This window comes from Enterobacter cloacae complex sp. P47BA, assembly GCF_014930485.1.
Taxonomy (GTDB): Bacteria; Pseudomonadota; Gammaproteobacteria; order Enterobacterales; family Enterobacteriaceae; genus Enterobacter; species Enterobacter bugandensis.
In genome coordinates, this window is the sequence record NZ_JADBRF010000020.1 from 54,201 (window position 1) to 67,842 (window position 13,642).

Annotated in this window: 14 protein-coding genes; 7 read left to right on the top strand and 7 right to left on the bottom strand. The window is 57.4% G+C overall.

Features of this window, described 5'->3' with window-relative positions; all coding sequences use genetic code 11:
- Positions 1-36 precede the first annotated feature (36 nt).
- Both IM299_RS18855 and trmL read left to right on the top strand, forming a co-directional pair.
- On the top strand, positions 37-1,377 hold the full coding sequence (locus IM299_RS18855; protein WP_193357942.1) for an aromatic acid/H+ symport family MFS transporter: 1,341 nt from the start codon (positions 37-39) through the stop codon (positions 1,375-1,377).
- Between the two features lie 45 nt (positions 1,378-1,422).
- Positions 1,423-1,896: a tRNA (uridine(34)/cytosine(34)/5-carboxymethylaminomethyluridine(34)-2'-O)-methyltransferase TrmL gene (gene trmL / locus IM299_RS18860; protein ID WP_193051581.1), complete on the top strand. Its 474-nt coding sequence runs from the start codon at positions 1,423-1,425 to the stop codon at positions 1,894-1,896.
- Here the strand turns inward: trmL and cysE are convergent.
- The 5 genes from cysE to IM299_RS18885 all read right to left on the bottom strand — a co-directional run bounded on the left by cysE (position 1,893) and on the right by IM299_RS18885 (position 5,003).
- Positions 1,893-2,714, bottom strand: coding sequence for a serine O-acetyltransferase (gene cysE, locus IM299_RS18865; RefSeq protein ID WP_008502718.1), 822 nt, complete (start codon positions 2,712-2,714; stop codon positions 1,893-1,895). The two genes, trmL and cysE, sit on opposite strands and share 4 nt — an antisense overlap.
- Before the next feature lie 75 nt (positions 2,715-2,789).
- The gene (gene gpsA, locus IM299_RS18870; RefSeq protein ID WP_045630251.1) at positions 2,790-3,809 is read right to left on the bottom strand and encodes an NAD(P)H-dependent glycerol-3-phosphate dehydrogenase; all 1,020 of its coding nucleotides are present in this window, start codon (positions 3,807-3,809) and stop codon (positions 2,790-2,792) included.
- Positions 3,809-4,276 (bottom strand): protein-export chaperone SecB, encoded by a 468-nt coding sequence (gene secB, locus IM299_RS18875; protein WP_003860835.1) that lies wholly within the window; start codon positions 4,274-4,276, stop codon positions 3,809-3,811. The genes gpsA and secB overlap by 1 nt, the downstream gene beginning before the upstream one ends.
- A 32-nt stretch (positions 4,277-4,308) precedes the next feature.
- A complete protein-coding gene (grxC, locus tag IM299_RS18880) occupies positions 4,309-4,560 on the bottom strand; it encodes a glutaredoxin 3 (RefSeq protein ID WP_028015037.1) in 252 nt (83 codons plus the stop codon).
- Positions 4,561-4,571: 11 nt separating this feature from the next.
- A complete protein-coding gene (locus IM299_RS18885; protein WP_014882007.1) occupies positions 4,572-5,003 on the bottom strand; it encodes a rhodanese-like domain-containing protein in 432 nt (143 codons plus the stop codon).
- A gap of 246 nt (positions 5,004-5,249) precedes the next feature.
- On the opposite strand from IM299_RS18885, the gene gpmM reads away from it, so the two are divergent.
- Genes gpmM through IM299_RS18910 form a run of 5 tightly spaced genes read left to right on the top strand, consistent with a single transcriptional unit; the run spans position 5,250 to position 11,197 of the window.
- Entirely contained in the window at positions 5,250-6,794 is a 1,545-nt protein-coding gene (gpmM, locus tag IM299_RS18890) for a 2,3-bisphosphoglycerate-independent phosphoglycerate mutase (protein WP_028015036.1), read from the top strand.
- A gap of 33 nt (positions 6,795-6,827) precedes the next feature.
- On the top strand, positions 6,828-8,087 hold the full coding sequence (envC, locus tag IM299_RS18895; protein ID WP_231940812.1) for a murein hydrolase activator EnvC: 1,260 nt from the start codon (positions 6,828-6,830) through the stop codon (positions 8,085-8,087).
- Between the two features lie 3 nt (positions 8,088-8,090).
- Entirely contained in the window at positions 8,091-9,041 is a 951-nt protein-coding gene (locus IM299_RS18900) for a divergent polysaccharide deacetylase family protein (protein WP_045630248.1), read from the top strand.
- 20 nt (positions 9,042-9,061) lie between these two features.
- Entirely contained in the window at positions 9,062-10,267 is a 1,206-nt protein-coding gene (locus tag IM299_RS18905; protein ID WP_041911655.1) for a glycosyltransferase, read from the top strand.
- A 15-nt stretch (positions 10,268-10,282) separates the two neighbouring features.
- Positions 10,283-11,197, top strand: coding sequence for a hypothetical protein (locus IM299_RS18910; RefSeq protein WP_045260055.1), 915 nt, complete (start codon positions 10,283-10,285; stop codon positions 11,195-11,197).
- A 26-nt stretch (positions 11,198-11,223) separates the two neighbouring features.
- On the opposite strand, the gene tdh is transcribed toward IM299_RS18910, so the two are convergent.
- The gene (gene tdh, locus IM299_RS18915) at positions 11,224-12,252 is read right to left on the bottom strand and encodes an L-threonine 3-dehydrogenase (protein ID WP_006812404.1); all 1,029 of its coding nucleotides are present in this window, start codon (positions 12,250-12,252) and stop codon (positions 11,224-11,226) included.
- Between the two features lie 9 nt (positions 12,253-12,261).
- The gene (gene kbl / locus IM299_RS18920) at positions 12,262-13,458 is read right to left on the bottom strand and encodes a glycine C-acetyltransferase (RefSeq protein WP_045630245.1); all 1,197 of its coding nucleotides are present in this window, start codon (positions 13,456-13,458) and stop codon (positions 12,262-12,264) included.
- Positions 13,459-13,642: the final 184 nt, after the last annotated feature.

The following is a 13,642-nucleotide window of genomic DNA, read 5'->3' on the forward strand; positions in this document are numbered from 1 at the left end:
AGAACACAAAAACAACATCACATCGGAGGGGAGCGTATGACCTATTCAGGTAAGGTGGATATTCAGCAGGTGATCGACGAGAGTCCTTTTTCAGGGTTTCACTGGCTTCTTATCGTGCTGGGCTTTCTGGTTCTGGCGATCGATGGTTTTGATACGGCAGCGATGGGCTACATCGCGCCTACGCTGTCGGCAGAATGGGGGATCCATAAGCAGGATTTGGGGCCGGTGCTGAGTGCGGCGCTGCTGGGGCTGTCGCTGGGAGCCCTTATTGCAGGTCCGGTATCGGACCGGATGGGACGCAAGCGCGTGCTGGTCTTCTCGTGCCTGTTCTTCGGCCTGGCGAGCCTGGGTACGGCCTGGGCGCAAAGCCTGAATACCCTGACGCTCTGGCGCTTTCTGACGGGTCTCGGGCTCGGCGCCGCCATGCCAAACGCCATCACGCTGATCTCAGAGTTCGCCCCCCAGCGCTGCCGCGCCATGGCGATTAATACCATGTACTGCGGCTTCCCTCTGGGCGCTGCGGGCGGCGGCGCGATCTCTTCCTGGCTTATTCCCCACCACGGTTGGCGAAGCGTGCTGCTGACCGGCGCGATTGCGCCGCTGATTTTAACCGTGCTGCTGGCGCTGCTGCTGCCGGAATCGGTGAAATTTCTGGTGCAGCGCGGGAAAGACGTCGCGCAGGTTCACCGCATTGCCAGCCGGTTCAGCCGCAGCACGCTGGAGAGCGTTACGGGCTTTTTCCTGGCGGAAGAGAAAGCCGCGTCTAAAAAAGGAAGCGTGGGGCAGCTGTTTTCCATGCCCTGGCTACCCGGCACCCTGATGCTGTGGGTGACTTATTTTATGGGGCTGGTGATTTACTACGTCCTGCTTAGCTGGATGCCGACGCTGATGCAGGGGATGGGTTATGCCCTGGCGGAATCCGCCTGGCTCACCTCGCTGTTTACCTTCGGCGGCACCGCAGGCATTCTGCTCGCGGGCTGGATGATGGACCGCTGGGAAGCGCACAAGGTGGTCGCAGGTGGTTTTGTGCTGACGATGGGCCTGATTCTTTTGCTTGGCCTTGAGCATAACCATATCGCCCTGTTTGGCGGGCTGATTTTCCTGATGGGGATCGCGATGAACGGCGCGCAGTCGGGCATGCAAACCCTCGCGGCCACCTTTTACCCTACCGAGTGCCGCGCGACGGGCATCGCCTGGATGCAGGGGATCGGCCGCTTTGGCGGCGTGGCGGGCACCATGACCAGCGCCCAGCTTCTTTCCCTGCAGTGGCAGGCAGACAGTATTTTAATGATCCTCAGCGTGCCCGCTCTGGTGGCCGCGGCGGCAACCGTCTACAAAATGCTGTACAGCCGCTCGCAGGAACCCGGCGTCGCGTAGTTCCTCTCTTTTCTGCTATTCTGCCCCCGCAATTAAGGGGGCAGCATGCTTAACATCGTTTTATTCGAACCAGAAATTCCGCCGAACACCGGCAATATCATCCGCCTGTGCGCCAACACCGGTTTTCGTCTGCACATCATCGAGCCGATGGGCTTTACGTGGGACGACAAACGCCTGCGCCGCGCGGGGCTGGATTACCATGAATTTACCGCCGTGGTTCGCCATCACGATTACGCCGCGTTTCTGGAAGCAGAGAAGCCGCAGCGCATGTTCGCCCTGACCACCAAAGGCACGCCAGCGCACAGCGCCGCGAGCTATCAGGAGGGTGACTATCTGATGTTTGGCCCGGAAACCCGCGGCCTGCCGGCCACGATCCTGGATGCCCTGCCCGCTGAGCAGAAAATCCGTATTCCGATGATGCCGGACAGCCGCAGCATGAACCTGTCGAACGCGGTGTCGGTGGTGGTGTATGAAGCCTGGCGCCAGCTGGGTTACCCGGGCGCCATTCTCAGAAGTTAAATGCCGTCACCATACTCGAAGGTATGGTGAATGCCGTTGAAGTGCTGATCCATATCCATCGACGGCTTATCGCTGTCTGGCTTACCAACGATGCGCGCCGGTACGCCAGCGGCGGTGGTGTGCGGCGGCACGGGCTGGAGCACAACCGACCCCGCGCCGATCTTCGCGCCGCGCCCGACTTCGATATTGCCGAGGATTTTAGCCCCCGCGCCAATCATCACCCCTTCACGAATTTTCGGGTGGCGATCGCCGCTGGTTTTCCCGGTACCGCCCAGGGTAACCGACTGCAGGATCGAGACGTCGTCTTCAATCACCGCCGTTTCCCCGACAACGATCCCGGTGGCGTGGTCGAGCATGATCCCGCGCCCAATCTTCGCCGCCGGGTGAATATCAACCTGAAACGTCACGGAAACCTGGTTTTGCAGGAAGATCGCCAGCGCGCGGCGGCCTTCATTCCACAGCCAGTGGCCAATGCGGTACGCCTGCAGCGCGTGGAAGCCTTTCAGGTAGAGAAGCGGCGTAGAATATTTATCCACCGCCGGATCGCGCGTGCGTACGGCCTGAATGTCGCAGGCGGCAGACGCAATCATTTCCGGGTCAGCGGCGTAAGCCTCTTCCACCACCTCACGAATCGCAATCGCGGGCATGATCGAGGACGCCAGCTTGTTGGCGAGCATATAGCTCAGCGCGCTGCCGAGGTTTTCGTGCTTGAGTAGCGTTGCGTGGTAGAAACTGGCCAGCATAGGCTCACAGTCGGCCAGCGCCCGGGCTTCGGCTTTAATATTATTCCAGACGATATCCAGTTCTTCACACGGCATTGCTTACTCCAGACGATAGTTAATGACCAGCCAGTTCTGCGCTGGCTGGGTCATTCAGGTGACGATACTTCCCGGCTAATTGCTGCTGCGCTCGTCCTTGCGCGCACGACCTAATAGGGTCAATGCTGCCTCGCGCGCATTTTTTCCGCAATACAATACCTGATAAATTTCCTCGGTTATTGGCATTTCGACACCAAACCGGTGCGCCAATTCGCGGACTTCTTTGGTATTGCGGTAGCCTTCCACCACCTGTCCAATCTTCTCCTGCGCACTTTTTACATCGCTGCCCTGTCCGAGCATCATGCCAAAGCGGCGGTTACGCGACTGATTATCGGTACAGGTCAGCACCAGATCCCCCAGACCCGCCATCCCCATAAAGGTGGCCGGATCGGCACCCAGCGCTTCGCCCAGACGGGACATCTCGGTTAAGCCGCGGGTAATCAACGCCGTACGCGCGTTGGCGCCAAAGCCAATACCGTCAGACATCCCGGCCCCGATGGCAATCACGTTCTTCACCGCGCCACCCAACTGCACGCCGATAAAATCGGGGTTGCTGTAGACGCGGAAGCTCTTGCCGCAGTGCAGCAATTGCTGGAGATCGTCGGAGAAGGCCTGATCGGTGGATGCCAGCGAGATCGCCGTCGGCAGGCCCGCAGCCAGCTCTTTGGCAAAGGTCGGCCCGGAGATGACCGCCAGCGGGATCTCATCCCCCAGCGCTTCGCGGGCAACGTCCTGCAGCAGACGTCCGGTTTCCGCTTCCAGCCCTTTGGTCGCCCAGACGATACGCGCATCCGGGCGCATCAGCGGCTTGATCTGATTCAGCACGTCGCCAAAGACATGGCTTGGCACCACAATCAAAATGTTGCGGCTGGCCGCCAGCGCGGTTGCAAGATCGCTTTCAAGGTGCAGGGTGTCAGGGAACGGAACGTCCGGGAGAAACGCCACATTGCAACGGTCGCGCTGCAGCGTGGCGATATGTTTTGGATCGTGGCCCCACAGGACCACGTCGTGACCATTTCTTGCCAGCGTGATGGCAAGAGCGGTGCCGTATGAGCCGGCACCGATCACAGTCATTGACGCATTAACAGTGCTCATCAGGCATCCTGATGTTGTTCGGCACCTTCGCCAGCCTGCTGCTGCAGATAGTTCATGAACAGCGCATCAAAGTTCACTGGCGCAAGGTTCAGTTGCGGGAATGTACCGCGAGAAACCAGGCTGGTGATGCATTCACGGGCATACGGGAACAGGATGTTCGGGCAGTATGCACCCAGGCAATGCGCCATCTGGTTGCCTTCGATGCCGCCGATGGAGAAGATACCGCCCTGCTGTACTTCGCACAGGAATGCAGTTTCTTCGCCCAGAGAGGCGGTCACGGTCACACGCAGTACGACTTCATACACGTCATCCGCCAGCTGGGTGGATGCGGTATCCAGATCAAGTTTAACCTCTGGCTGCCAGTCTTTCTGGAAAACGTGCGGCGCATTTGGCGCTTCGAAAGAGACATCCTTGGTGTAGATACGCTGGATCTGGAAAGTCATTTCGGTGTTGTTTTGTTCTGACATGGAAATACCCTTTTTAATTGTCCTAAAGTCTCTTAGCTCAGCAGCGGATCGAGTCCACCACGGGCGTCGAGCGCATACAAGTCATCACAGCCGCCAATGTGCTGCGCATCAATAAAAATCTGCGGAACCGTCGTACGACCACTACGTTGGATCATCTCTTCGCGTTTGATCGCGTCACCGTCGATCGGCAGTTCCTGGAACGTGACGCCTTTGCTGCTCAGCAGCGCTTTCGCACGGTGGCAGAACGGGCACGTCGCTTTGGTGTAGATCTCAATATTGGCCATGACTGAACTCCTTATTTACCGCGAACCAAAGGAAGATTTTCCCCGCTCCAGCCGGAAATCCCTTCTTTCAGTACCGTTACGTTTTCGAAGCCCGCTTTGTAAAGCGCGCTGGCAGATTCCTGCGCCTGCATACCGGTCGCATCCACAACGATAATGGGCTGGGCTTTGTGTTTCTCAAGCTCACCAACGTTGTTGGCTTTGATTTCAGCTGGCAACAGGTTGATTGCGCCGGCAATGTGACCTTTACGGAAATCGTCACGCTGACGCAGATCGACAACGACGGCATCTTCTTTGTTAATCAGACGCGTCGCTTCACCACGGGTGATAACCTTAATCTTAGACGTCAGGCTCTTAAATGTGGTGAACAGCACAGCAGCCAGCAGGCCAATCCACGCGATGCTCAGTACCGGATGGCGGCTAACGAATTGCATAATTTCTTGCATGGAGGGTAACTACTCCCGACTAAGTGATAAAAAAACCAGGACAGGAGTATACCTGTGCGTTCTGGCAAATACAGCCAGCGACCATAACCTAATCCATTTTCTGCGGCATGCCACCTAAAAAAATGCCTCAAAATGGTCCGGTCAGCATCTTGCCCCCGCGTTTTCTTTGATCTTCTGCGGCTATTTGATCGATTCAGCTGTAGTAAAATTACGCAAATTTTGACTCTTGAGCATGAGGTTGTTGCAATGTCGGTTTCTAAAAAACCTATGGTACTGGTGATTCTGGATGGCTATGGCTACCGTGAAGATAGCCAGGATAACGCTATTTTCAACGCAAAAACCCCGGTCATGGATGCACTGTGGGCAAAACGTCCGCATACCCTGATTGACGCATCCGGTCTGGAAGTGGGCCTGCCTGATCGCCAGATGGGCAACTCCGAAGTTGGCCACGTTAACCTCGGCGCGGGTCGTATCGTGTATCAGGATCTGACCCGTCTGGACGTCGAAATCAAAGAGCGCACCTTCTTCGCTAACCCGGTTCTCTGCGGTGCGGTAGATAAAGCTGTTGCGGCAGGTAAAGCGGTGCACATCATGGGTCTGCTCTCCGCAGGCGGCGTGCACAGCCACGAAGATCACATCATGGCGATGGTTGAACTGGCCGCTGAACGCGGTGCGGAAAAAATCTACCTGCACGCCTTCCTGGACGGTCGAGACACGCCACCGCGCAGCGCAGAAGGGTCCCTGAAAGCTTTCGAAGACAAATTCGCTGCGCTGGGCAAAGGCCGCGTGGCCTCCATCATTGGCCGTTACTACGCTATGGACCGCGACAACCGCTGGGATCGCGTTGAACAGGCCTATGACCTGATGACTCTGGCAAAAGGGGAATTCCAGTTCCCGACTGCGGTTGAAGCACTTGAAGCCGCTTACGCGCGTGATGAAAACGACGAATTCGTGAAAGCGAGCGTGATCCGCGCTGAAGGCCAGGCCGATGCCGCAATGGAAGATGGCGATGCGCTGATCTTTATGAACTTCCGCGCTGACCGCGCGCGCGAAATCACCCGTGCGTTCGTCAACAGCGACTTCGACGGTTTTGCCCGTAAGAAAGTGGTTAACATCGACTTCATCCAGCTGACCGAATACGCGGCAGACATCAAAGCGCCGTGCGCGTACCCACCAGCCTCGCTGGCTAACACCTTCGGTGAGTGGATGGCGAAGAACGACAAAACGCAGCTGCGTATTTCCGAAACGGAAAAATACGCGCACGTGACCTTCTTCTTTAACGGCGGCGTTGAAGAGCCGTTCAAAGGCGAAGAGCGCATTCTGATCAACTCGCCGAAAGTCGCGACTTACGATCTGCAGCCAGAGATGAGCTCTGCGGAATTGACTGAAAAACTGGTCGCGGCCATCGAAAGCGGCAAGTACGACACCATCATTTGTAACTACCCGAACGGCGACATGGTCGGCCATACCGGCGTAATGGAAGCGGCAGTGAAGGCGGTTGAAGCGCTGGACCACTGCGTTGAGCAGGTTGCGAAAGCGGTTGAGTCCGTTGGCGGCCAGCTGCTGATCACCGCTGACCACGGTAACGCCGAGCAGATGCGCGACCCGGCAACCGGTCAGGCGCATACCGCCCATACCAACCTGCCTGTTCCGCTGATTTATGTGGGTGATAAATCACTGAAAGCAGTAGAAGGCGGCAAGCTTTCCGACATCGCGCCAACCATGTTGTCGCTGATGGGTATGCCGATCCCTGAAGAGATGACTGGTAAGCCGCTGTTCATCGTGGAATAATCGCTCCCCATGAGGGGAAAGGCGATTTTTTCAATCACATGGGTCGTGAAGCCGCTTAGGCTATCAGTCAGACCTCTGCTTTGCGCCAGCGCACTCAGCGCTGGCGTATTGCTGTGCGCCGCATCCGCACACGCGGATGACCGCGACCAGCTGAAATCCATTCAGGCCGATATCGCCGCCAAAGAGCGTGCGGTACGCCAGCAGCAACAGCAGCGCGCCACCCTGCTCGCCCAGCTTAAGCAGCAGGAAGAGGCCATCTCCGCTGCCGCACGTAAACTCCGTGAAACGCAAAACACCCTCACCCAGTTGAACAAACAGATCGACGAGATGAATGCGTCGATTGCCAAACTGGAGCGCCAGCGTGATGCGCAGGAGCGCAACCTCGCAGCACAGCTGGATGCCGCATTCCGCCAGGGTGAACATACCGGACTCCAGCTGATCCTCAGCGGTGAAGAGAGCCAGCGCGGCCAGCGTCTGCAGGCCTATTTCGGCTATCTGAACCAGGCGCGTCAGGAGACCATTGCACAGCTGAAACAAACACGTGAAGAGGTTTCCACCCAAAAAGCGGAGCTGGAAGAGAAGCAGAGCCAGCAGCAGACGTTGCTCTACGAACAAAAAGCGCAGCAGGCGAAACTTGAGCAGGCCCGTAACGAACGCAAGAAAACGCTGTCGGGTCTTGAGTCCTCCATTCAGGCAGGACAGAGCCAGCTGAGCGAAATGCGCGCCAACGAATCAAAACTGCGTAACAGCATTGCCCGTGCGGAAGCCGCAGCGAAGGCGCGCGCCGAAAAAGAGGCCCGCGAGGCGCAGGCGGTTCGCGACAAGCAGCAGGAAGCCTCCCGCAAAGGGACCACCTACAAGCCAAGCGAAAGCGAACGCTCCCTGATGTCGCGTACCGGCGGTCTGGGTTCCCCGCGCGGTCAGGCCTACTGGCCCGTTCGCGGCACTATTCTGCATCGCTATGGCGAACAGTTGCAGGGTGAGCTACGTTGGAAAGGGATCGTTATCGGTGCGTCTGAAGGTAGCGAAGTGAAAGCCATCGCCGATGGCCGCGTGATCCTGGCCGACTGGCTGCAGGGTTACGGGCTGGTGGTGGTGGTCGAGCATGGTAAAGGCGACATGAGTCTTTACGGCTACAACCAGAGCGCGCTGGTCAGCGTCGGCACCCAGGTGCGCGCCGGCCAACCCATCGCCCTTGTGGGCAGCAGTGGCGGTCAGGGCCGCCCGTCACTCTATTTCGAAATTCGTCGTCAGGGTCAGGCGGTCAATCCACAGCCGTGGTTGGGAAGATAAGTTTTGCTTCAATTTCGTCGAATGGTTCTCTCCGTCGTCAGCGCACTGGCGCTGGCTGCACCGGTATATGCAGGTAAACTCGCCATCGTGATTGATGACTTCGGTTATCGACCACACTATGAAAATCAGGTGCTGGCGATGCCGTCAGCCATCTCCGTCGCCGTCCTGCCGAATGCGCCTCACGCGCATGAAATGGCGACCAAAGCGCACAATAGCGGCCACCAGGTCCTCATCCATCTTCCGATGGCACCGCTCAGCAAGCAGCCGCTGGAAAAAGACACCCTGCGCCCGGATATGAGCAGCGATGAGATCGAGCGCATCATCCGCGACGCCTACAACAAGGTGCCGTATGCCGTGGGTCTGAACAACCATATGGGTAGCGCGATGACCTCCAGCCTGTACGGTATGCTGAAGGTGATGCAGGCGCTGGAGCGTTACAATCTCTATTTCCTCGACAGCATGACCATTGGCAACAGCCAGGCGATGCGTGCCGCTCAGGGTACGGGTGTGAAGGTCATTAAGCGTAAAGTCTTCCTGGACGACTCCCAGAACGAAGCGGATATCCGCGTGCAGTTCAACCGCGCGGTACAGCTGGCGCGCCGTAACGGTTCGGCGATTGCCATCGGGCACCCGCATCCGTCTACCGTTCGCGTTTTGCAGCAAATGCTGCCGACCTTACCCGCCGATATCACGCTGGTACGCCCGAGCGATCTGCTCAATGAACCGCAGGTTGACACGTCTCGTCCGGAAAGCGCTCAACCTCCGGCAACGCAGCCGCGTAATCCGTTCCGCGGCGTGAAGAACTGCGCGCTGAAAAAGCCGCTCGAGCCGGTGCATGCAACCCGCTTCTTTGCGGTCATCAGCGAAAGCGTGGGCCAGAGTACGCTGGTGCAGTACTTCCAGCACCAGTGGCAGGGATGGGGTAAAAAAGTCTCAGCGAACCAATCCCAGTGACAGGCGATTAAGGTAGAAAGATGCCACAGCGACACAAAATTCTGCTCCTCGATACCGGTAAAGAGTGGGGAGGAGGCACCAACAGCATGCTCGAGCTTCTGAAGCGGATTAACCGCGAGAAGTTCGATATTACCTGTTGTTTTTACAGTGATTACAGCCGGGCCGAAGGACAAACCATCGGCCAGGTGTTGAACGGCATTGGCATCCCGTTAATTGTCATTCCGCAGCAAAAGCAGCCCGGATGGGCGAAGGTTGCGAAAGAGCTGGGCCGCAGCCTGCTATTTTTCTCGCGCAGCGCCCGCAAGGCATTTACCCGACATATTGATACGCTCTGGCGCATCCGGCCCAACGTCAGCAAGATCGAGACGATTTTCAGGGAAGGCGGTTTCGATACGCTGTACATGAACAATCAGCCGGGCTCTAACGAAGAGGGTTATCTGGCGGGCGCGAACCTGCATGCGCGGATAATTCAGCATTGCCGGATTGAACCGGTGCTGACCCCGCCGCTGGTGAAGCTGGTGAATGCCCACGCCACAAAAATCATCGCCGTCTCGCACGGCGTTGAACGCGTGCTTCTTCAGCATGGCGTCCGGCCCGAACTGTGTACGACGGTCAATAATGCCATCGACATCCACCAGCCTTTACCTGACCGACGCGCGATGCGCCAGCGTCTGAACATCGATGACGACACCTTTGTGTTCGGCAGCATTGGGTCGCTTATCCCTCGCAAATCCAACCACCATACTCTGGAGGCGCTGGCCCAGTTCAACCAGAAGCACCCGCAGGCAAAATGGAAGATGGTGCTGGTCGGCGAAGGTGCTGAACGCGGCGCGCTGACGGCGCAGGCTGACGCGCTGGGGATTGCTGAGCACATCATTTTTACCGGTTTCCAGAACACGCCTTTTGACTATCTCGCCACCTTTGACGCGTTTATTCTGGCTTCGAAGAGCGAAGGTTTGCCCCGCGTCGTGCTGGAGGCAATGCTGCTGAATATTCCGGTGATTGGCTCAAAGGTAACCGGCACGGCAGAATTGATCGACCATGAGTCGACCGGGCTGCTGTTCCCGTGGAGCGATGTGTCGCAACTTGCTCAACATCTGGATAATATCTGGCAGGATCCTGCTCTGCGCGCCCGGCTCGCCGCAGCCGCGCACCAGAATGTCTGCAACGTGTATGCCATTGAAAGCTATGTTAACGGTGTCGAGGCCGTTCTTGGCGCGCAATAACCAAACGAGAAGAACATGTTTAAATTCCTGAATGCTCGCTACCGCCACATTACCGGGCGTCATAACATTCCGTACGCTTCCCTTCCGGTCACGCGCGATCTCGTTGCGGTTGATTCCATCGTGATCCCTTGTACGGGCGCGGATTTCGTCGAAGAGGCGTTATTATCAGCGACCTTTGCAGAGCGTTACGCCACCGACGTCAGCGAGATTGTTATCGTCAGCGATCAGCCTGAATCCGCTTTCGGCGAGCTGCCGCCAAAAACCCGCGTTGTGACCCTCACGCTGCCAAAACGTGAAGAGGGGTACCGCTATAAGCAAATCTACCTCAGCCGTCTGGTGAAGCTTAACGCTCCGCTTCAGGCGCGCGGAGAAGGCGTATTGATGATCGACTCCGATCTCAACCTGCTCAAGATGCCCCAGATCAACATGGCCGATATGCACATCTACTCCAGCTTCCGTCAGGGCAAAATGATTGCCAAGCTGGACGGCGCCCCCGCAGAAAAAGTGCCGGCCTATTACAAAGAAACGGTGCGCCCGTATCTGGTCGATCACGTTAACGGCGCGTTTCTTGCCGCAACCAAAAAGACCTGGCGTCGCATTTGCCCGCTGTGGCTGACGCTGTTCCAGGATACCTGGGAGCTGATGGACGACACGCAGCCGCCGACCGATCAGCTGCCGCTCGCTGCGCTGCTGGACATGCTGGATGTTAAAACGGTTAACCTGGGCGACTGGATGAACTGGCCGGTCTCCAAGAAGATCGGCGGTCAGGAAGCCGTTGTGCCGAAAGAGGTGATTGGCGCGCACGGGGGTTTCCCGCTTTCCGAATGGCAGAAGTATCTGGAATCGCCGGATAACAAATTGCTGTTCAAAGGGCAGGACTATACCCGCAAGGTGCGCTACCTGACGGACGAAGAGAAAAAGAATCAGTAAAAAAGGGGCCTGAGGCCCCTTTTTGTTTACTTATCCCAGCTCAGGATCACTTTCCCTGACTGGCCGGAACGCATCGCGTCGAAGCCCTGCTGGAACTCATCGATGGAGAAACGGTGAGTGATAATCGGGGACAGATCCAGGCCGGACTGGATCAGCGCTGCCATCTTGTACCAGGTTTCGAACATCTCGCGGCCATAGATGCCTTTGATGAACAGCCCTTTGAAGATGACTTTGTTCCAGTCGATGGACATATCTGACGGCGGAATGCCCAGCATCGCGATACGGCCACCGTGGTTCATGGTGTCCAGCATGGTGCGGAACGCCGGCGGCGCGCCGGACATCTCCAAACCCACGTCAAAGCCTTCGGTCATACCCAACTCTTCCATCACGTCGGTCAGGCTCTCTTTCGAGACATCCACCGCGCGGGTGACGCCCATTTTGCGCGCCAGCGACAGGCGGTATTCATTCACGTCGGTGATCACCACGTTGCGCGCACCCACGTGCTTCGCCACGGCTGCCGCCATAATGCCGATTGGGCCGGCGCCGGAGACCAGCACGTCTTCACCTACCAGGTCGAAGGAGAGCGCGGTGTGTACCGCGTTGCCGAACGGGTCGAAGATAGAGGCCAAATCGTCAGAGATATTGTCCGGGATTTTGAAGGCGTTAAACGCCGGGATCACCAGGTATTCCGCGAAGCAGCCCGGACGGTTTACGCCCACGCCGACGGTGTTGCGGCACAGGTGCGTACGGCCACCGCGACAGTTACGGCAGTGACCGCAGGTAATATGGCCTTCACCAGAGACGCGATCGCCAATGCTAAAGCCTTTGACTTCCTGGCCGATGCCGACCACTTCACCAACATATTCGTGACCGACAACCATTGGGACAGGAATGGTTTTTTGCGACCACTGATCCCAGTTGTAGATGTGAACGTCAGTACCGCAGATGGCGGTTTTACGAATTTTGATCAGCAGATCGTTATGACCGACTTCCGGCTCCGGCACGTCGGTCATCCAAATCCCTTCTTCCGCTTTCAGTTTGGATAACGCTTTCATCACACGTCCTCAGGCAATTACGCCCAGCTGTTTGCCGATGCGGGTAAAGGCTTCCACCGCACGCTCAATTTGTTCAGGCGAATGCGCCGCAGACATCTGGGTGCGGATACGCGCCTGACCTTTTGGTACCACCGGGAAGAAGAACCCGGTGACGTAAATCCCTTCTTTCTGCAGCTCACGGGCAAACTGTTGCGCCACAACTGCGTCGCCCAGCATCACCGGAATGATCGCGTGGTCAGCACCGGCCAGGGTAAACCCTGCAGCGCTCATTTTTTCACGGAACAGACGGGCGTTGGACCACAGGCGGTCGCGCAACTCAGCGCCGGACTCCACCATCTCCAGTACCTTGATGGAGGCGGCAACAATGGCCGGCGCCAGGGAGTTGGAGAACAGGTACGGACGGGAGCGCTGACGCAGCCACTCAACCACCTCTTTACGCGCAGCGGTATAACCGCCAGACGCGCCGCCGAGCGCTTTGCCCAGCGTACCGGTGATGATGTCCACGCGGCCCATCACGTCACAGTATTCATGGGAGCCGCGGCCGTTTTCGCCGACAAAACCGACCGCGTGGGAGTCATCGACCATCACCAGCGCGTCGTATTTATCCGCCAGGTCGCACACGCCCTTCAGGTTGGCGATCACGCCGTCCATGGAGAATACCCCGTCGGTCGCGATCAGCACGTGGCGAGCCCCCGCTTCACGGGCCTCTTTCAGCCGCGCTTCCAGCTCAACCATGTCGTTGTTGGCGTAGCGGAAACGCTTCGCTTTACACAGGCGAACACCGTCGATGATGGAGGCGTGGTTCAGGGCGTCGGAGATAATCGCATCTTCTGCGCCGAGCAGGGTTTCAAACAGACCGCCGTTGGCGTCGAAGCAGGAGGAGTACAGAATCGCGTCTTCCATTCCGAGGAAGTTTGCCAGCTTTTGCTCAAGCTGCTTGTGGCTATCCTGGGTACCGCAGATGAAGCGCACGGAGGCCATGCCGAAGCCGTGGGTGTCCATGCCGTTTTTCGCGGCGGCAATCAGCTCAGGGTGATTCGCAAGACCTAAGTAGTTGTTCGCGCAAAAGTTGATCACATGGCTGCCGTCGGCAACGGTGATATCCGCCTGCTGGGCAGACGTGATAATACGCTCTTCTTTGAACAACCCTTCCGCACGTGCGGTGTCGAGGTCGCTGTTTAACTGTTTGTAAAAATCACCACGCATTGCAATTCTCCAGACTCGGCAAATTTTGGCACATATTACCCAAACCTATAGTTCATGACGAGATGACGCCGTATCTCTTCTCGTTTTTGCAGCATAAATCACGTGTACCCCTGCTGCATATCGGTGAATGGCTGAAGACCGGGCATTGTGATGATATGATATGAATATTAGCGTCCGGGATTGT

What these genes read in the sequence shown, in the direction of transcription:
- IM299_RS18855 (WP_193357942.1), top strand. Translation starts at nt 37, where the DNA reads ATGACCTATTCAGGTAAGGTGGATATTCAGCAGGTGATCGACGAGAGT.
- trmL (WP_193051581.1), top strand. Translation starts at nt 1,423, where the DNA reads ATGCTTAACATCGTTTTATTCGAACCAGAAATTCCGCCGAACACCGGC.
- cysE (WP_008502718.1), bottom strand. Translation starts at nt 2,714, where the DNA reads ATGCCGTGTGAAGAACTGGATATCGTCTGGAATAATATTAAAGCCGAA.
- gpsA (WP_045630251.1), bottom strand. Translation starts at nt 3,809, where the DNA reads ATGAGCACTGTTAATGCGTCAATGACTGTGATCGGTGCCGGCTCATAC.
- secB (WP_003860835.1), bottom strand. Translation starts at nt 4,276, where the DNA reads ATGTCAGAACAAAACAACACCGAAATGACTTTCCAGATCCAGCGTATC.
- grxC (WP_028015037.1), bottom strand. Translation starts at nt 4,560, where the DNA reads ATGGCCAATATTGAGATCTACACCAAAGCGACGTGCCCGTTCTGCCAC.
- IM299_RS18885 (WP_014882007.1), bottom strand. Translation starts at nt 5,003, where the DNA reads ATGCAAGAAATTATGCAATTCGTTAGCCGCCATCCGGTACTGAGCATC.
- gpmM (WP_028015036.1), top strand. Translation starts at nt 5,250, where the DNA reads ATGTCGGTTTCTAAAAAACCTATGGTACTGGTGATTCTGGATGGCTAT.
- IM299_RS18905 (WP_041911655.1), top strand. Translation starts at nt 9,062, where the DNA reads ATGCCACAGCGACACAAAATTCTGCTCCTCGATACCGGTAAAGAGTGG.
- IM299_RS18910 (WP_045260055.1), top strand. Translation starts at nt 10,283, where the DNA reads ATGTTTAAATTCCTGAATGCTCGCTACCGCCACATTACCGGGCGTCAT.
- tdh (WP_006812404.1), bottom strand. Translation starts at nt 12,252, where the DNA reads ATGAAAGCGTTATCCAAACTGAAAGCGGAAGAAGGGATTTGGATGACC.
- kbl (WP_045630245.1), bottom strand. Translation starts at nt 13,458, where the DNA reads ATGCGTGGTGATTTTTACAAACAGTTAAACAGCGACCTCGACACCGCA.